The organism is Amycolatopsis sp. NPDC057786, assembly GCF_042797905.1.
In the GTDB taxonomy this organism is placed as follows: Bacteria; Actinomycetota; Actinomycetes; order Mycobacteriales; family Pseudonocardiaceae; genus Amycolatopsis.
Genome location: NZ_JBHVKW010000006.1, coordinates 15,330 through 33,108 on the forward strand (window position 1 = coordinate 15,330; position 17,779 = coordinate 33,108).

A 17,779-nucleotide genomic window follows, 5' to 3' on the forward strand; every position below is an offset into this window, starting at 1 on the left:
GAGCCCCCCACCTCACCCGCATGGATACGCACGCTACCGGTCACGACGTCCGGGCGACAGGAAGAAATCACTGTTTGTTGCGGACGTGAAGTAAGGCCTGGTCCATTGTGGTGACACGGGTGCGCGTTCACTGACTGTCCGTCACCAGTTGATCGATCGGCGTCGTCTCACCCGCCTCACACTCCGCCGAGAACGCGGTTTCTCCGAGCTCCGCGACGAGTACGCCGGTGATCCTGTCGACGTCGTCGCGTTCGGCTTTCGGCAGGGGAGCACCCACCGAGCGCCGCGAGGCCGCCGCGGCACCGAGCAGGCGCGCGGCGAGGCGATACGAGCCGGCCGCCGCTTCCGCGCCGGCCAGACCCTCGAGACCGAGCGCGATCGCACGGGGATCCTCGCTGCGGCGAGCGATCGCGAGGCCGTCCAGGTGGAGCCGCTTCGCCGCCACCGCGTCTCCGCGTTGCTCGGCGATGAACCCGAGCTCCGCCAGGATCAAGGTGCTGCCCGCTTCGGACTCCACCCGGCGATGCCAGTCCAGGATGGACAACAGCCGCCGCTCGGCCTCATCGAACAGCCCCTGGCGCCGTGCGCCGAGCGCGAGCCCGGTCTCGGCGTAGACCTCACCGGGTTTGAAACTGTGCTCGACGGCCAATGTCCTGGCCCGGTCGTGGAACTCCTGCGCGCCTTCGAAATCACCAGTGAGCAGCGCCGTCCGGCCCAGCCACGACAATTTGTACGAAACCTCCGGCCACAGCTCCAGTTCCTCCGCGCGGCGAAGGCTTTCCCGATGGACGCGGGCGGCGTGGTCGTAGTCCCCGGCGATCGAAGCCAGCATGCCGATAACGAACGAAGCCTGAAGCCAGCCCCAGCGTTCGCCGAGCCCGTCGAAGATACCCGCGCTCTGCGCGGCGATCCGGCCACCTCCGGTGAGGTCGCCACCGGCGATCAGGTGGGCCGCCCTGTCGCTCAGCGCGGCGGCGGCGCTCCAGTCGTCACCGATGTCGCGGGCGGTTTCCAGTGCGCCGAGCGTGAGCTTTTCCGCCCGGCACAGGTCGCCGACCGTGGACCACGCGTAGCCGAGAAACCACAACGTCCGTGCCTGTACGAGAGGGTCGGTGATACCCCACACGATCTCTTCCGCCGCGCCCTCCGTGCCGGTGCCGTCGAGCACGGCGATGCCGGTGCGCCAGCCGAGAGCCTGCGCGTACTCGTCTCCGGTGCCCGCCTCGGCGCCGAGCACGAGGTCCAGCGAGCGCTTGGCCTCGGTGAGCCGCCCGCGAAGGAACCAGAACCAGGCCGTCGCGTTCACCAGCCGCGACGCGAGCCGATGTTCTCCTTGTCGCAACAGGGTTTCCAGCGCGCGCCGGGTGTTGGCCCCTTCGGCGTCCAGCCGGTCGAGCCAGCGCCGCTGCTCCCTCCCGCGCAGGCCCGCGTCCCCGCGTTCGGCCAGCTCGACGTGGAAACGGGCATGCCGCAAGTACAGGTCGTCGAGTTCGCCCGCCTCCTCGGCGTGGCTCAAGGCGTACGCCGAAACGGACTCCAAGAGCCGGAACCGCGGTTCACCCGACCTGCCGGGCCTGCTGACCACCAGCGACCTGTCGACGAGCCGGGACAGGAGGTCGAGCACGTCGCCGGTGGCGATCTCGCCGCCGGCACAGACCGACTCGGCCGCGTCGAGCCCACAGCCCTCGGCGTGGACGGCGAGCCTGCGCAGCACGATCTGCTCGGGCTCGCTCAGCAGGCTCCAGCTCCAGTCGATCATCGCGCGGAGCGTCTGCTGGCGACGCGGCCCGCCTCGCCTGCCCGACGACAGCAGGGCGAACCGGTCGTCCAGTCGGGCGAGGAGTTCGTGCACACCCAGCGTCCGGACGCGGGTGGCGGCGAGTTCGAGCGCCAGCGGGATGCCGTCGAGCGTGCGGCAGATCCGGGCGACCACGGCCGCGTTCTCCGCGTCGAGCGCGAATCCCGGCGCGGCCGCCGCGGCACGGGCGGCGAACAACCGGACCGCGCTCGACTCCCGCACGGCGGCGAAATCCGGCAGCTCGGGCAGCTCCAGCGGCGGTACCGCCCAGACGTTCTCCCCTGGCAACCCGAGCGGCTCCTGGCTGGTGGCGAGTACACGCAGCCGGGGTGCCGCCGCGAGCAGCCTCTCCACCAAGGCCGCGACCGGCTCGACGACCTGTTCACAGTTGTCCAGGACGAGCAGGATCTCCTTGTCCCGCAAGGCATCGGCCAGCGACTGGGACAGCGTTCCGGTCGACGTCGCGTCCTCCCGGAGATCCAGCACGGCCGCCAGGACGACGGCGACGAGATCCTCGGGCGGGCACGTCGGACACTCGACGTTGTCCAGGCCCGCCAGCTCGACGAGCCAGGTGCCGTCGGCCATCACGACCTTCGACGCGGCCTCGATGGCGAGCCTGGTCTTGCCGACACCACCGGGTCCCGTGAGGGTGACCAGCCGTGCGTCGGTGACGAGTGCGACGACCTCCTTGACCGCGGTCGTGCGGCCGATCAGTTCGGTCACCGCCTCCGGCAGGTTGCCGCGCACCGGCACGGCGGCGCGGACCGGCTCGAGATCCGGACTGCGGGTGAGGACCGCCTGGTGCAGCGCCGCGAGCTCCGGCCCTGGTTCGAGACCGGATTCGTCACGCAGGCGGGCGCGCTGTTCGGCGTAGGTTTCGAGAGCTTCGCTGTGCCTTCCGGCCGCGTACAACGCGCGCATCAGGAGCCCGCGGAGCCGCTCTCGCAGTGGGTACCGCGAAACCAGCCCGGTCAACTCCCCGGTGAGGACGCCGTGCTCGCCGAGCGCCAGCCGGGCTTCGGCTCGCTCCTCTTCGGCGAGCAGCCTCTCCTCCTCCAGCCGCTGAGCCGCGGCGACGGCGAACGGCTCGTCCTCGAATCCGGCGTACGCGGGCCCCCGCCACAACGCCAGCGCGTCCGCCAGCAGAGCGGCACGGGCGCGCGGGTCGGCGGTGTCGCGGGCCCGCGCGGTGAGCGCGCGGAACCGATGGACGTCCAGCTCACCCTGCTCGACGGCGAGCACGTATCCGGCGGGCTGGTGCGTCACGAGTTCCCGCGCGCCGGGCTCGGCGCGCTCCAGCGCGCGGCGCAACTGGGAGACCTTGGTCTGCAGGGTGTTGCCCGGATTGCCGGGCGGATGCTCGCCCCACAGATCGTCGGTCAACGACGACACCGACGCCGCCCTGCCGTCGCGGCTCAGCAGCCCGGCGAGCAGGAGGCGGACCTTCGCCTCGGGCACGACGACGGGCTCGCCCGCGGTCGTCCACACGGCGAGTGGTCCCAGCACTCCGAATCGCACGAAACCGACGTTAGCGCGGACCACCGACAGGATCGTGCGCGAGGCCGTGCGCGGACCCGCAGCGATCCGTGCGCGGCCCGCGTCACGGTGGTCCCATGAGCGAACACGGCAAGACCCCGGTGACGGTACTGGGGCTGGGCGCGATGGGAACCGCGCTCGTAGAGGCACTACTGGCCGCGGGACATCCGGTCACCGCCTGGAACCGGACCGCGGGCCGCGCCGAGGCGGTGGCGGCGAAGGGAGCTTCGGTCGCTTCGACCCTCTCGGAGGCTCTCGCGGCGAACCAGATCGTGATCGCCTGCTTGCTCGACTACGACTCGGTGCACGAGGTCCTCGACCCGGTGGCGGCCGAGCTCAAGGGGCGGCAGCTGATCAACCTGACCAACGGCACCCCCGGTCAGGCGCGCGAAATGAGCGCCTGGGCCGAAGGACTGGGCGCGGAATACCTGGACGGCGGGATCATGGCCGTCCCGCCGATGATCGGCACTCCCGCGGCGTTCATCTTCTACAGCGGCTCGGGCACGGTCTTCGGCCGGGCACGCACCGCGCTCGACACGTTCGGCGGCGCCAACTACCTCGGTGCGGACCCAGGACTGGCGCCCCTGCACGACATCGCGCTGCTCAGTGGGATGTACGGCTTCTTCATCGGCGTCATCCAGTCATACGCGCTCGTCGGGTCGGCGGGGGTCAAGGCGCGGGAATTCGCGCCGCTGCTCCGAGCCTGGATCGACGCGATGAGCGGCTTCCTGGAGCGCTCCGCCGAACAGATCGACGACGGCGACTACGTGACGGACGTCGTGTCGAACATCGGGATGCAGGCAGCCGCCTACCCGAATCTGGCGCAGGCGGCGGAGGACCAGGGCATCAGCGCCGAACTGCTCACCCCGCTGCAGTCGCTGATGGACAAGCGGGTCGCCGACGGACACGGCGCCGAAGACCTGATCGGCGTCATCGAACTCCTCAAGAAGTAAAGGAAAACACAATGATCACAATGATCGGGCTCGGCCCGATGGGACAGTCCATGGTCCGGGTGCTCCTGGAGAACGGGCACGGAGTGACCGTCTGGAACCGCACCGCCGCCCGTGCGGACGACGTCGTCGCCGCTGGTGCCGTGCGTGCCGCGACACCGGCGGAGGCGGTGGCGGCGTCGGACCTCGTGCTGCTGAGCCTCACCGACTACGCCGCGATGTACGACATCCTCGGCAAGGCCGAAGACGCACTGGCTGGCAAGGTGATCGTCAACCTCAGCTCGGATACGCCGGAGAAGACCCGCGAAGCCGCGGACTGGGTCAAGGCGCGTGGCGGGCAGTTCGTCGCGGGTGGCGTGATGGTGCCCGCCGAACTGGTGGGCAAGGCGGAGGCGTACGTCTTCTACAGCGGCCCGGCCGACGTGTTCGAGAAGCACCGCGAGACCCTGGCGCTGATCGGGCGACCGGACTTCCTCGGTGAGGACGTCCGGCTGGCACAGCTGTTCTACCAGGCGCAGCTGGACGTCTTCCTGACCTCGCTGTCGGTGTTCATGCACGCGAGCGCGCTGGTGAAATCGGCCGGTGTGCCGGTGGAGAAGTTCGTCCCGTACGCCAAGGACAACTTCAAGATGATGGACTTCTACCTGGACGCCGCGGCCGTGCAGATCGAGAAGGGCGAGCACCCCGGCGACGACGCCAGCGTGACCATGATGGGCGCGACGGCGGACCACATCGTCCAGGCGAGCCGGGACGCCGGGGTCGATTTGGCCCTGCCCGAGGCGGTCAAGTCGCACTACGACCGGGCGATCGCCGCCGGACACGGACGTAGCTCGTGGACCAGCCTTTTCGAGATCATCAAGGCGGACCGCAAGTAAGTGCCCGTGGCTCGTGAGTGGTGAGGACGGTTAGAACCGTCCTCACCACTCACGAGGTCCAGCACCGCCGATCTCCCGTGACCCGACCGGACGACACGCGTGACTGGATGGACGACACGACGCGCGGCCCGGTCCCACCGCGAGTCGTCCGCCTGAACACGCGAGTCGTCCATCCAGTCACGCGAAAACACCACCAGGCACATCGGCAGCAGGTAGCCAAGACACGGCTGGCTCTAACCGTCCTCACCACTCACGAGACTGGACCGACGGCGACGCCCAGTACCTCCAGGAAGGCCTTCGCCGCCGGAGTGACCGTGAAGCGGTTCCAGACGAGGTGCTCGATCCGCGCGGGCGCGTCCCGCACCGGCACGGTGACCACGTCGGTCAGGTTCGGCACGAATTTCGACGGCAGCAGCGCCACCCCCAAACCCTGATGGATGAGCCGCGCCATGAAGTCGGCGGCCGTCACCTCGAAGGCGACTTCCCGGGTCACTCCCGCCGCGGCGAAGGCCTGATCCGTCTGGGCACGCCCTGCGGATCCGGACGGGAAGTCGACGAACACCTCCGACGAAAGCCGCTTCAAGTCCACTTCGGACTCGACGGCGAGAGGGTGCCCGGGAGCCACCACGGCGATGAGATCGTCCCGCCCCAGTTCGCAGGTGGCCACGCCGTCCGGCCGGTCGGTCACCGGGAGACCGAGGAACGCGACCTCGATCGCACCGTCCTTGATCTGCTCCACCAGCTGCCCGCTCGCCCCGACCCGCAGCCCTATCCGGACGTGCGGATACCGGCCGCGGAAGGTCTGCAGGGCGGCCGGGACGTCGACCGCCGCGACGGTCGGGATGACGCCGACGGTGAGCCTCCCGCGGATCTCACCGACGGCCGCGGCGACCTCCGATCCGGCCCGCTCGGCGGCCTCCAGGCATTGCCGGGCGGCGGGCAGGAACGCCTCGCCGGCGGCGGTGAGCCGCACCCGGCGGCTCGTGCGCTCGAACAGCCGCGCGCCGAGTTCCCGTTCCAGCCGCGCGATCTGATGACTCAACGCCGACTGCACGACGAGACACCGTTGCGCGGCACGCGTGAAGCTGTTCGTCTCCGCCACGGCCACGACGTACCGCATCTGCTGAAGCTCCATTGATCCATCTTGGATCACGATGGATCAAGTGACAAACATGTGTTGGACTCATTGATCGCCAGCGCCGAAGCTGGGAAGCGTGAAAACGCTGACGACCACACCGCTCGCCGCCGGTCTCGCCGGAACCGCGATGACCGCCTTCGCCCCCATGGTCTGGGGGACGACCTACGTGGTCACCACCGAACTCCTTCCGCCGGGGCATCCGCTTTTCGCGGGACTCATGCGCGCCTTGCCCGCCGGACTGATCGCGCTCGCCATCACCCGCACCCTCCCGCGCGGCACGTGGTGGCTGAAGGCCGCCGCGCTCGGTGTCCTCAACATCGGGATGTTCTTCCCCTTGCTGTTCGTCGCCGCCGAACGGCTGCCCGGCGGAGTCGCGGCCACGCTCGGCGCCGCCCAGCCGCTGCTCGTCGCGATCCTCGCCGTGGCCGTGTTGCGCCAGAGCCCGTCCGCATGGCGGTTCGCCTGGGGGATCGTCGGAATCATCGGTGTCGGGCTCGTGGTGATCGGCCCCGCGGCGGGCTTCGACCTCGTCGGGGTCGTCGCCGGACTCGGTGGCGCGGGCACCATGGCGCTCGGCGTCACGCTCACCAAACGATGGGGACGTCCCGCCGACGTCGGGCCGACCGCGTTCGCCTCGTGGCAGCTCACCGCGGGCGGTGTGTTCCTGGTGCCGGTGACCTTCCTGTTCGAAGGCGCGCCGCCCGCCATCGACCTGAACGCGGCCCTCGGCTACCTCTGGCTCGGTCTGATCGGCGGCCTGCTCGCCTACGTCCTGTGGTTCCGCGGCATCACGTCCCTGCCGGTCACCTCGGTCGCGGTTCTCGGCCTGCTCTCGCCGATGGTCGCCGCGGTGCTCGGCGCCGCGCTGCTCGGTCAGTCGCTCGGGCCGATCCAGCTCGCCGGCTTCGCGCTCGCCCTCGCCTCGATCGTGGCGGGCCAGATCACCCCGAAGAGCGTCGTCCGATGAAGATCGCCGTTGTCGGAGCGTCGGGGATGGCGGGTTCCCGAGTCGTCGCCGAGGCCCGTTTCCCGCGGACATCACGTCACCGCCGTGTTTCGCCGCACTCCACCGGAATTCGTGCATCCGGACCAGCTCGACGACCCGGCGTTCGTACCGCCGTCGTGGCGGACCGTCGCCTCGGCGAGTACGAGCCGGCTTCAGGCATGCGAGGCCCACACCGGCGACTGGATGTACCTCAGCCCGCCCGCGATCCTCGAACCCGGTGCCCGGACCGGGGTCTATCGGCGGGGAACGACGACGATCCTCACCGTGGAGGACGGCTCTTCCCGGATTTCGGCGGAAGATCTCGCCGTCGCCATCGTGGACGAACTCGAGAATCCGGGCCGGGGCCGGCATCTCACCGCCGGATACTGGCGCTATGGCCGCCACTTCGGCTCGGGCGGGTCTCCCGGCGAGGGCGTCTCCGGACTCCGTTGGGCCTCGATCTGGATCTCGATGTTGGTCTTGTGCGAGATCGGGTCCCAGATCTCCTCGATCGGCGCCAGCAGCGACTGGCTGACGCCTGCCCGGCGGGCACGCGCGGCGTACCACGCGAACCCGGCCAGGAAGAGGGGGAGGCTGAGGAACGCGGCCACGGGTGCCAGGAACTCCATGCACCGGACGATACAGTAACGTCGTGTATCCAGAAACGTTCTGTTACTGAAACGGCGGACGATGCCCAGGCTGACACGGGCCGAGCAGCAGCGGCGCACCCACGAACACCTGCTGGAGGCAGGGCGTCAAGTCTTTCTGCGGCGCGGGTTCCTGGCGGCGACGGTCGAGGAGATCGCGGCTGACGCCGGATACACCCGCGGCGCCGTCTACAAGCACTTCGGCGGCAAGGAAGGGCTGTGGCTGGCGATCATCGAAGCCACCGCGGAGGGCCACCTCGCGGAGCTGCGGAAAGTCCTCGCCCGCGCCTCAACTCGTGACGACGTCATCGCGGCCCTGGCCCCTGTCGACGTGGCGGACAAGGACGCCGCCAAATGGAGCGCGGCTGCCGCGGAAGTGCTCGCCGCGACGGCCCAGCAGCCCGAAATCGCCGCCCGCGTCGCCGCCGTCCAGCGACGTCACGACGACGAGGTCGTCTCCCTGCTCGTCGAGCACGCGCGGCGGCTCGGACTCGAACCCGCCTTGCCTCTCCACGAGGCCGTCGTGATGCTGGGCGCTCTGGGCATCGGTCTCGCCCTGCGCCAGGCGGTCGCACCGGCCGGCGACCCCGCCGCCATCCTCACTCACGTGCTGGACTCGGTGTTCCCGCCCGAGGCGACGTGAGAAACTCGCGCCCGTGATCGATTCCTTCACCACCGCCGACCTCGTCGACGAACACGGCGACCGGCTGCGCGTCTGCGACACCCAGTTCCGTCAGTTCGGCGGGCACCGGAAGTTCTCGGGCCCGATCCGCACCGTCTTATGCCACGAGGACAACGGCCTGGTCAAGAAACTCCTGGCCACCCCCGGCGACGGCGCCGTCCTGGTGGTCGACGGCGGCGGCTCGCTGCACAGCGCGCTCACCGGTGACATGATCGCGAAGTCCGCCGTCGACAACGGCTGGGCCGGCATCGTCGTCAACGGCGCGGTCCGTGACAGCGCCGAGCTCGCCGGGCTCCCGCTCGGGGTGAAGGCGCTCGGCACCAACCCGCGCAAGAGTTCCAAGGCGGGCGCCGGCGCCGTCGACGTCCCGGTCGGTTTCGGGGGAGTGACGTTCACCCCCGGCGACACGCTCTACGCCGATGACGACGGCGTCGTGATCCTTCCCGCGACCGGATCCTGAACCCGCTCAGACGACGATGACCCGGCGGCCGCGGGTGTGCCCGGCGTGGCTGTCGGCATGCGCCGCCGCGGCGTCGGCGAGCGAATACGCCTTCTCGACCGGGATGTGCAGCTCCCCCCGTGAGATGAGGTCGACGGCCTCGGCCAGCGCGTCCGGCACGCTCCCGGCAACGCCGGAGAAGCGGACACCGAACTCGGGTGCGCCGAGGTCGGCGATGGAGACGACCTTCCCCGGATCGCCGGTGAGTTCGACCAGGTCCGGGATCACTCCGGCCCCGGCCAGATCGAGAGCGGCGTCGACGCGGCCGAGCCGCCGCACCCGCTCCACCCAGCCCTCGCCGTAGGTCGCGGCGAGCGCGCCCATGCCGCGCAGGTAGTCCTGGTTCGCGGCGCCCGCCGTGCCGATCACCGCGATGCCGCGTTCCCGCGCGATCTGCAGCACCGCCGACCCGACCCCACCGGACGCGCCGCTGACCAGCAACGTCTCGCCAGACCTCACTCCGACTTCGCGGATCAGGCGTATCGCGGTCTCGACCACCGAGGGGTATCCGGCCGCCTCCTCGAAGGTCAGCCCTTCGGGCATCACGGCCCACGCCGTCAGCACGGCGAACTCGGCGTAGGTGCTCACCCCCTCGCCGAACACGAAATCGCCGACGTCGACTCCGGTGACACCTTCGCCGACCTCGTCCACGACTCCGGCGGCGTCCAGGCCCACGCCGGACGGCAACACGGTCGGATGCGCGCCGAGGATCTGGCCTTCACGGATCCGCCAGTCGACGGGGTTCACTCCGGCCGCCCGCACCGCGATGCGTACCTGGCCTTGGCCGGCGTGCGGATCCTCGGCGTCGACGAGCTGCAGGACTTCCGGGCCACCGAACTCGGTGAAGATCACTTGCTTCATGCTATCGACCGTAGCACTAACCGTTAGCGTTTTGGAACTGTTGTTGTTTTGGATCTGATAGCGTCATCGCATGACCGTGCCGACCGGACGTCGTGAGCGGAAGAAGGCCGCCACCCGTCAGAAGATCGCCGACACCGCACTGCGGCTTTTCTTGGAACGCGGGTACGACGCGGTGGGTATCCGTGAGGTGGCCGCGGAAGCCGACGTAGCCGTCACGACGCTCTTCTCTCACTTCGCCTCCAAAGAGGCCTTGGTGTTCGGGCAGGACGCGGAGTTCGAGCAGGGGCTCGAGCGGGCGGTGACCGAAAGGGCGCCACACGAGCCGCTCATTCCCGCGCTGCGCCGGGAGATTCACGCGATGGTGCGTCATTGCACGGCGGACGGCGCCGCCCCGATCTGGCGCATGATCGACGAGTCGCCGGCGCTGCGGGAGTACGAGGACTCGATGCGCCTGCGCCACGCGGAGTCCCTGGCGGCGGCCATTGCGGCGGATCCGGAGTCGTCGCGGTCGGCGACCGCCTGCCGGACGATCGCGAGGTTCGTGATCGACGCCTACTCGCTCGGCCGGGAGGCGGCAGATCCGGAGGCCGCGGTGGACGAGATCTTCCGGATGATCGAAGCGGCCTGGGAAGCCACGGGCCCGAGGCGCTAGTGCTTGCAATCTGCCATCAGTTGGGATTACCGTCTCGACAAAGCGGTTGCACAGCACAATCGGAGGGATCGCCGTGCTGACACAGGTCGCGGAGGGCGTGCTGGTCCGCCAGAGCGCGTTGCTCGAGAACAACACGGTCGTCGTGGAGGGCAGCGACGGCGTGTTGCTCGTCGACCCCGGGCTCACGACCGACGAACTGGCCTGCCTCGCGAACGATCTCTCCGAGTCCGGCCTCCCGGTGGTCGCGGGTTTCGCGACGCATCCCGACTGGGATCACGTGCTCTGGCACCCCGGACTGGGTGACGCACCTCGGTACGGCACCGCCCGTTGCGCGGAGTATCTGCGAGAACTGCGGTCGAACGCGGACTGGAAGACAGGCGTCGCCGAGGGACTGCCGCCGGAAATCGCCGGGGAGGTGCCGCTGGACCTGTTCGGCCTCATCACCGGCCTGCCCGCCGGATCCACCCGGATTCCTTGGGACGGCCCCCGAATCCGGATCGTCGAGCATCCGGCCCACGCTCCCGGTCACGCGGCGCTGCTGATCGAGGAACGCGGGGTGCTCGTCGCCGGAGACATGCTTTCCGACGTCCTGGTCCCGATGTTCGACGACGACGGAGATCCGATCGAGGACTACCTGGCCGGGCTCCGGATGATCGAAGACGCGGCGGGCGACGTCGACGTCGTCGTACCTGGCCACGGATCCTTCGGCGGAGCCGGTGAAGTACGGGCACGGATCGACCTGGACCGCGCGTACGTGCACGCCTTGCGCGACGGCCGGACGCCGGACGACCCGCGAATCGGCCCGTCGGCGAAACCCGGCTGGGAATGGGTGAGCGACCTGCACGCCGGGCAAGCCCGGAGCCTTGCCCGGAGACAACCGTCCTGAGCGGTCAGCCCCTCGGCATGACGCAGAGTTCCCTGGGCTGCCCCGACTCGAAGTCGTAGACGACGGGGTTGCCGTACTCGTAGCCGGGCACGGAGTTGCAGTCCGAGCCGGACCCGGACGCGAGCTGGGCGATCACGGAGTAGTTGGCGGAGCTGTCCGAACAGTGGACCCGGACGGCGCTGGCGCTGAACGCGCCGTTGCTGCCGGCGTCTTCGTCGGCCGAGAGGCAATCCCCGGCCTGCGCCGAGAACGGGTCGGGGTCGACCTCGGGAACGCTGCCACCGGAAGCGCCGCCACTCGTGGTGATGGCCACGGTCACCGCGATCGCCGCGCCGGTGACGACGACCGCCGCGGCGGCGATCCCCGCGATCAACGCCGTCTTCGGGGTCTTCTTCGGCGTCGCGATGGGGTACTGCTGCCAGCCGGGCCGCTGCTGAGAGTAGGTCACGCCATCAGGATCGGCCACGGCGATGAAATTCCGATGACACCGTTCACTTGCGGGCGACGAGCCGCTCCACCAGCCCGAGTTTGAACCTCTCCCGGTCCTCCACGACCAAGCCGAGACCGTCGATCTTGTCGAGCGGACGGCGGAGGAAGTGCTCGCCGGCCATCGGCACGGTGATCTTTTCGGCGATCCATTGCAGACCGCGGACGGCGCGCGACGAACTCGCGATGTGGTCGAGCAGGATGAGCCTGCCCCCGGGCCGGAGGACCCTGGCCATTTCCCGCAACGCCTTGCCGTCGTCGGGGATGGCGCAGAGGCCGAGGGTGCAGACCACGGTGTCGAACGAATCGGCATCGAAGGGCAGGTCATGGGCGTCGGCCCGCCGAAGCGTCGCCGGATGGCCGAGGCGTTCGGCGCGGGCGCGGGCGATGGTGAGCATGCCGTCGCTGAGATCGATGCCGGTGAGCGTGACGTCTTCGGGATAGAGCGGCAGGTTCAAGCCCGTCCCGACGGCGACTTCGAGGACTTCGCCGGTGGCCCGGCCGCAGGCCCACACACGGGAATCGCCGAAGAGCTTCCGGTCCAGGAACCGCATCTCCCGGTCGTAGTTCTGGGATTTGCCGTCCCAGTACCGGTTCCATCGGGCGGGCCGGGTCATGACGCTCCTTTCAGCAGCAGTGTTCACCGCGCCAGGCTTCGCGGCCTTCCTTGATCGCGACGGCGGCGATGACGAGCGCTACCAGCGGATCGGCCCAGTACCAGCCGAAGAGGCTGTTGAGCAGCAGGCCGACGAGAAGCACACCGGAAAGATAGGTGCAGAGCAAGGTCTGCTTCGAGTCGGCGACGGCGCTGGCGGAGCCGAGTTCGCGCCCGGCTCGGCGCTGGGCGTAGGACAGGAACGGCATCACGAGCAACGAGACCGCCGCCAGCACGATGCCGACAGGGGAGTGTTCGGCGGGGTCGGCGCCGAACAGGGCGCGTATCGATTCGACCGTGACGTACGCGGCCAGCGCGAAGAAGGACACCGCGATGACCTTGAGCGCCGCGCGTTCGCGGGCTTCGGGGTCCTTGCCGGAGAACTGCCAGGCGACCGCCGCGGCCGAGGCGACCTCGATGACCGAGTCCAGGCCGAAACCGATCAGAGCCGTCGACGAGGCGATGGTGCCCGCCGAGATGGCGACGACCGCCTCGACGACGTTGTAGATGATCGTCGCGGCGACCAAGAGCCGGACCCGCCGGGAAAGCACGGCGCGGCGATCCGGGGCCACCGTGGACTTCGCGGCGCAGCAGCCGTCCGCGCAGGAACCGCTCTCCACGCTCACCGGAGCACCTCGTCCATGCAGGGCTCGGCGGTGTCGACGGCCAGCACGACCTGGACGAGTTCTCGCAGGGCGCGGGCGAGATGCGGGTCCGCCAGCGAGTAGCGGACCTGCCTGCCTTCGTAGGTGGCCACGACCAGCCCGCAACCACGCAGGCAGGCGAGATGGTTCGACACGTTCGAGCGGCTCAACCCGAGTTGCCCGGCGAGCAGCCCGGGATAGGCCACGCCATCGAGCAGGGCGACCAGGATCCGGCACCGGTTCGGGTCGGCGAGGGCGCGGCCGAGCCGGGCGAGGGCGGCGCCCTGGGTCTCACATGTCAGCACAGGCGAGACAGTACAGCCATGGCTGATATATCAGCAAGGGCTGAACCGTTGACCCGACGGTGTGTCCGGACGCGACCCTCTGTTTCGTCGCGGTCTGTCAAGTCATCGCCGAACACGGCCGCCGGAGCGACCCGAAAGAGTCCGGTGTGGCCACTCCAACGGCCGCATCGCGGGCACGCGGGGGAGTCCCGGCGCGGCTTCGCGTGACACCTCAGGACAATTGCCTGCCCGATTGCGTGGCCACCGTAAAACGTCGAGTGACTTTGCCGAAAGCCTATGTATACAAAGGAGAATTCGGCATTCGGGTGGCCTTGTCGTACTACCTGAAAGTGCGCTTGTGCGGGAAGAACCCCTTGCTATGTTGATCGTGCGGGCCGCACTTCGGGGCATGACCGGCGCGCCACGAATTGTGGATCTTGTTTGTTCACACGACTATCGAAGGGTGGACCTTGCTGTGACCGTGACCGAATCGGACACTTCCGCCGAAGGTGTCCATGGGCCGGAAAATCCGCAGCTGAGTTTGGGCAGGGCCGCCGCGCGCAACCTGGCGACGACCACCAAATCCGTTCCGCAGATGCAGGGAATTTCGTCCCGATGGCTGCTGAAATCGCTCGAATGGGTTCAGGTGAACGGTGGCGCCTACCGGGTCAACCGGAGGCTCAATTACGCGGTCGGCGACGGACGCGTGACCTTCTCGAAAGCCGGTGCCGAGGTCAGCGTGATCCCGGCGGAACTGGGAGAACTGAAGCCGCTCAAGGGATATGACGACGAGGAAGTACTCGCCGAACTCGCCCGCCGATTCGAACAGCAGGAAGTGGCCGCCGGCGACGTGCTCGTCGAATTCGGCCACCGGGCCGACCGGGTCTACCTCATCGCACACGGCAAAATCACCAAAACCGGCCCTGGTCCTTACGGTGACGAGACCGCGCTGGGCGTGGTCAAGGACGGCGACTACTTCGGCGCGCAGGCCCTCGTGGACGGTGACGGCATCTGGGAGTTCACCGCCAAGGCGGCCACCGCCTGCACCGTGCTCACCCTGACCCGCCAGGACTTCGAGCGCGTCCTGGAGCAGTCCGAATCGCTGCGGGCGCAGATCGAGCAGGCGTCGCAGGACTCCGGGCGCGCCAACGACTTCGGCGAGGCCGAGATCGACATCTCCTCCGGGCACGACGGCGAGCCGCTGCTGCCGGGGACGTTCGTCGACTACGAGACCTCGCCGCGCGAATACGAACTGAGCGTCGCCCAGACGGTGCTCCGGGTCCACAGCCGGGTGTCCGATCTCTACAACCAGCCGATGGATCAGACCGAGCAGCAGTTGCGCCTGACCATCGAGGCACTGCGCGAGCGGCAAGAGCACGAAATGATCAACAACACGGACTTCGGCCTGCTCCACAACGCCGACTTCACCCAGCGCATCGCGACACGCACCGGCCCACCCACCCCGGACGACTTCGACGACCTGCTCGCACTGGTGTGGAAGGAACCCGGCTTCTTCCTCGCGCATCCGCGGACGATCGCCGCGTTCAGCCGCGAATGCAGCAAACGCGGGATCTACCCGACCGGCACCGACCTCGGCGGGCACAAGGTGCCGTCCTGGCGCGGGGTGCCGATCCTGCCCTGCAACAAGATCCCGGTGAGTCAGACCAGCACCAGCTCGGTGCTGCTGATGCGCACCGGCGAGAAGAACCAGGGCGTCGTCGGCCTGCGTCAGATCGGCCTGCCGGACGAATACGAACCCGGGCTGAACGTCCGGTTCATGGGGATCTCGGAGCAGGCGATCATCTCCTACCTCGTCAGCACCTACTACTCCGCGGCCGTACTCGTTCCGGACGCGCTCGCCGTCCTCGAAGCCGCCGAACTCGGCCGCGAAGGATGACCGCCACGACGCCGGAGGCCGACCGGCGGCTCAGTCTCGGCCCCGCCGCCGCGCGCAACCTGGCGACGACCACCAAGACGCGGCCGCAGATGCAGAGCATCACGCCGCGCTGGCTGCTGAAGATGCTGCCCTGGGTCGAGGCGTCCGGCGGTACCTTCCGGGTCAACCGGCGGCTGACCTACGCGATCGGCGACGGGCGGGTGAGCTTCACCAACGTCGGCACCGAGGTCCGGGTCGTCCCGCAGGAACTCGCGGAATTGGCCCTGCTGCGGGGTTTCGACGACGAGGACACGCTCACCGCGCTCGCCGACCGGTTCGTGCAGCACGAGTACCAGCCTGGCGAGACCATCGTCGGCCACGGGACTCCGCTCGACGAGGTCGTGCTGGTCGCGCACGGCAAGATCGCCAAGGTGGTGCCGGGTGAGTACGGCGCCGAAGCCACTGTCGGCAGCATGGCCGACGGCGACCACTTCGGTGACGAGATGCTCGCCGGCATCGACCGGAACTGGCCGTTCACCGCCAAGGCCGTCACCCCGGTCATCGTGCTGACCCTGCGCGCCGAAGACTTCGCCGACCTCAACGGCCGGTCCGAGGCGATGCGCCGACACGTCCAGGACATGCTGGCACGCAAGGGAATGCCGCAGAACGCCAAGGGCGAGGCCGAGATCGGGATGTCGTCGGGGCACGACGGCGAGCCGCTGCTGCCGGGGACGTTCGTCGACTACGAGATCTCGCCGCGCGAATACGATCTCGCCGTCGCGCAGACGGCCCTGCGGGTGCACACGCGGGTCACCGATCTCTACAACGGGCCGATGGACCAGTTCGACGAGCAACTTCGGCTGACCGTGGCGGCACTGCGGGAGCGGCAGGAGTACGACCTGATCAACAACCGCGAGTTCGGGCTGCTGCACAACGCCGACCTCAAGTCGCGTTTCCAGACCAGGTCGGGTCCGCCGACACCCGACGACATGGACGAACTCGTCAGCCGTCGCCGCAAGACGAAGTTCTTCCTCGCCCATCCGAAGGCGATCGCCGCGTTCGGCAGGGAATGCACGCGCCGCGGCCTGTATCCGGAGGGCACCACGGTCGACGGCAAGGTGGTCGGCGCGTGGCGCGGCGTGCCGCTCCTGCCCTGCGACAAGATCCCGATCACCGACAGCGGCACTTCCGCGATCCTCGCCATGCGGACCGGTGTCGAGGACAACGGCGTGATCGGGCTGCACCAGACCGGCCTGCCCGACGAGTACGAGCCGGGCCTGAACGTGCGCTTCGACGGCATCTCCGACCAGGCCGTCGCCACCTACCTGGTCAGCACCTACTACTCGGCCGCCGTGCTCGTTCCGGACGCGCTCGGTGTCCTGGAGAACGTCGAGGTCGCGCGGTGACCCCTCGCCCCGCCACCACAACGAACAACAACGCTCCAGAAAGGACCACGCACGTGACCATCGCCCGTACTCCCGCTCCTGCCAAGGTGTTGCGCACCGAGTACCAGAAGTCGGTGGCGTCGTACTGGAACAAGGAGAAGGATCCGGTCAACCTGCGTCTGGGCGATGTGGACGGGCTCTACCACCACCACTACGGAATCGGCGAAGTCGACTGGTCGGTGCTGGAAGGCCCCGAGAACACCCGCGACGAGCGGATCATCGCCGAAATGCACCGACTGGAGACCGCTCAGGCGGACGTTCTGCTCGATCACCTCGGCGACGTCAAACCGGACGACCGCCTCCTCGACGCCGGTTGTGGCCGCGGCGGGACCAGCATCATGGCCAACGCGCGCTTCGGCTGCCATGTCGACGGCATCTCGATCTCGGAGAAGCAGGTCGAGTTCGCCAACCATCAGGCGGACATCAGGGGCGTCGCCGACCGGGTGCGCTACCACTTCCGCAACATGCTCGACACCGGTTTCGAAACCGGCTCGCGGAAGGCGATCTGGAACAACGAAAGCACGATGTACGTCGACCTCCACGAACTGTTCGCCGAGCACGCGCGGCAGCTGGAGTTCGGCGGGCGGTACGTCACCATCACCGGGTGCTACAACGACGTGACCGGTGGCCGGTCCAAGGCCGTCGCGCAGATCGACCAGCACTACACCTGCAACATCCACCCGCGCAGTGAGTACTTCAAGGCCATGACGGCGAACGACCTGGTGCCGATCTCGGTGGTGGACCTGACCCCGGACACTATCCCGTACTGGGAGCTGCGGGCGAAGTCGTCGGTGGCGACCGGGATCGAGGGACCGTTCCTGGACGCCTATCGCGAAGGCAGCTTCCACTACCTGCTGATCGCCGCGGACCGCGTCTGATC

Annotated in this window: 18 protein-coding genes; 10 read left to right on the top strand and 8 right to left on the bottom strand. The window is 68.9% G+C overall.

All coding sequences use genetic code 11. The features are described from left to right. Nucleotides 1-127 precede the first annotated feature (127 nt). Entirely contained in the window at nt 128-3,316 is a 3,189-nt protein-coding gene (locus tag ACFVM3_RS06205; RefSeq protein WP_378436085.1) for a BTAD domain-containing putative transcriptional regulator, read from the bottom strand. A gap of 95 nt (nt 3,317-3,411) precedes the next feature. Here ACFVM3_RS06205 and ACFVM3_RS06210 point away from each other — a divergent pair, with 95 nt between their 5' ends. Then, on the top strand, nt 3,412-4,287 hold the full coding sequence (locus tag ACFVM3_RS06210; RefSeq protein WP_378436087.1) for an NAD(P)-dependent oxidoreductase: 876 nt from the start codon (nt 3,412-3,414) through the stop codon (nt 4,285-4,287). An 11-nt stretch (nt 4,288-4,298) separates the two neighbouring features. After that, nucleotides 4,299-5,159, top strand: a complete 861-nt coding sequence (locus tag ACFVM3_RS06215) for an NAD(P)-dependent oxidoreductase (protein ID WP_378436088.1) — start codon at nt 4,299-4,301, stop codon at nt 5,157-5,159. Between the two features lie 250 nt (nt 5,160-5,409). On the opposite strand, the gene ACFVM3_RS06220 is transcribed toward ACFVM3_RS06215, so the two are convergent. Beyond that, nucleotides 5,410-6,294, bottom strand: a complete 885-nt coding sequence (locus ACFVM3_RS06220) for a LysR family transcriptional regulator (protein WP_378436090.1) — start codon at nt 6,292-6,294, stop codon at nt 5,410-5,412. A gap of 79 nt (nt 6,295-6,373) precedes the next feature. On the opposite strand from ACFVM3_RS06220, the gene ACFVM3_RS06225 reads away from it, so the two are divergent. Beyond that, the gene (locus tag ACFVM3_RS06225) at nt 6,374-7,264 is read left to right on the top strand and encodes an EamA family transporter (protein WP_378436092.1); all 891 of its coding nucleotides are present in this window, start codon (nt 6,374-6,376) and stop codon (nt 7,262-7,264) included. Nucleotides 7,265-7,674: 410 nt separating this feature from the next. Here the strand turns inward: ACFVM3_RS06225 and ACFVM3_RS06230 are convergent, their stop codons facing one another. Then, nucleotides 7,675-7,911 carry a hypothetical protein gene (locus ACFVM3_RS06230; RefSeq protein WP_378436094.1) on the bottom strand — a complete coding sequence of 79 codons (237 nt, stop codon included), beginning with the start codon at nt 7,909-7,911 and terminating at the stop codon, nt 7,675-7,677. Between the two features lie 61 nt (nt 7,912-7,972). Between ACFVM3_RS06230 and ACFVM3_RS06235 the strand changes: the two genes are divergently transcribed. Both ACFVM3_RS06235 and rraA read left to right on the top strand, forming a co-directional pair. Continuing rightward, a complete protein-coding gene (locus tag ACFVM3_RS06235) occupies nt 7,973-8,572 on the top strand; it encodes a TetR/AcrR family transcriptional regulator (protein ID WP_378436096.1) in 600 nt (199 codons plus the stop codon). 13 nt (nt 8,573-8,585) lie between these two features. Then, nucleotides 8,586-9,071 carry a ribonuclease E activity regulator RraA gene (rraA, locus tag ACFVM3_RS06240; protein ID WP_378436098.1) on the top strand — a complete coding sequence of 162 codons (486 nt, stop codon included), beginning with the start codon at nt 8,586-8,588 and terminating at the stop codon, nt 9,069-9,071. A gap of 6 nt (nt 9,072-9,077) precedes the next feature. Here the strand turns inward: rraA and ACFVM3_RS06245 are convergent, their stop codons facing one another. Then, nucleotides 9,078-9,971, bottom strand: a complete 894-nt coding sequence (locus ACFVM3_RS06245; RefSeq protein ID WP_378436100.1) for an NADP-dependent oxidoreductase — start codon at nt 9,969-9,971, stop codon at nt 9,078-9,080. A 70-nt stretch (nt 9,972-10,041) separates the two neighbouring features. On the opposite strand from ACFVM3_RS06245, the gene ACFVM3_RS06250 reads away from it, so the two are divergent. Beyond that, a complete protein-coding gene (locus tag ACFVM3_RS06250; RefSeq protein ID WP_378436101.1) occupies nt 10,042-10,623 on the top strand; it encodes a TetR/AcrR family transcriptional regulator in 582 nt (193 codons plus the stop codon). Between the two features lie 73 nt (nt 10,624-10,696). Beyond that, nucleotides 10,697-11,509, top strand: coding sequence for an MBL fold metallo-hydrolase (locus ACFVM3_RS06255; protein WP_378436103.1), 813 nt, complete (start codon nt 10,697-10,699; stop codon nt 11,507-11,509). Nucleotides 11,510-11,513: 4 nt separating this feature from the next. Here ACFVM3_RS06255 and ACFVM3_RS06260 read toward each other — a convergent pair whose 3' ends face one another. The 4 genes from ACFVM3_RS06260 to ACFVM3_RS06275 are packed head-to-tail and all read right to left on the bottom strand — an operon-like array spanning nt 11,514 to nt 13,599. Next, a complete protein-coding gene (locus ACFVM3_RS06260) occupies nt 11,514-11,957 on the bottom strand; it encodes a hypothetical protein (RefSeq protein ID WP_378436105.1) in 444 nt (147 codons plus the stop codon). A 43-nt stretch (nt 11,958-12,000) separates the two neighbouring features. Continuing rightward, nucleotides 12,001-12,612, bottom strand: coding sequence for a class I SAM-dependent methyltransferase (locus ACFVM3_RS06265; protein ID WP_378436107.1), 612 nt, complete (start codon nt 12,610-12,612; stop codon nt 12,001-12,003). Between the two features lie 10 nt (nt 12,613-12,622). Beyond that, nucleotides 12,623-13,276 carry a cation transporter gene (locus ACFVM3_RS06270; RefSeq protein WP_378436109.1) on the bottom strand — a complete coding sequence of 218 codons (654 nt, stop codon included), beginning with the start codon at nt 13,274-13,276 and terminating at the stop codon, nt 12,623-12,625. Continuing rightward, nucleotides 13,273-13,599, bottom strand: a complete 327-nt coding sequence (locus ACFVM3_RS06275; RefSeq protein WP_378436111.1) for an ArsR/SmtB family transcription factor — start codon at nt 13,597-13,599, stop codon at nt 13,273-13,275. The genes ACFVM3_RS06270 and ACFVM3_RS06275 overlap by 4 nt, the downstream gene beginning before the upstream one ends. 454 nt (nt 13,600-14,053) lie before the next feature. Between ACFVM3_RS06275 and ACFVM3_RS06280 the strand changes: the two genes are divergently transcribed. Genes ACFVM3_RS06280 through ACFVM3_RS06290 form a run of 3 tightly spaced genes read left to right on the top strand, consistent with a single transcriptional unit; the run spans nt 14,054 to nt 17,777 of the window. Beyond that, nucleotides 14,054-15,475 (top strand): family 2B encapsulin nanocompartment shell protein, encoded by a 1,422-nt coding sequence (locus ACFVM3_RS06280; protein ID WP_378436112.1) that lies wholly within the window; start codon nt 14,054-14,056, stop codon nt 15,473-15,475. Beyond that, a complete protein-coding gene (locus tag ACFVM3_RS06285; protein WP_378436114.1) occupies nt 15,472-16,860 on the top strand; it encodes a family 2B encapsulin nanocompartment shell protein in 1,389 nt (462 codons plus the stop codon). Before ACFVM3_RS06280 ends, ACFVM3_RS06285 begins: the two co-directional genes overlap by 4 nt. A gap of 53 nt (nt 16,861-16,913) precedes the next feature. Further along, a complete protein-coding gene (locus tag ACFVM3_RS06290) occupies nt 16,914-17,777 on the top strand; it encodes a geranyl diphosphate 2-C-methyltransferase (protein ID WP_378436116.1) in 864 nt (287 codons plus the stop codon). The last annotated feature ends 2 nt before the right edge of the window (nt 17,778-17,779 follow it).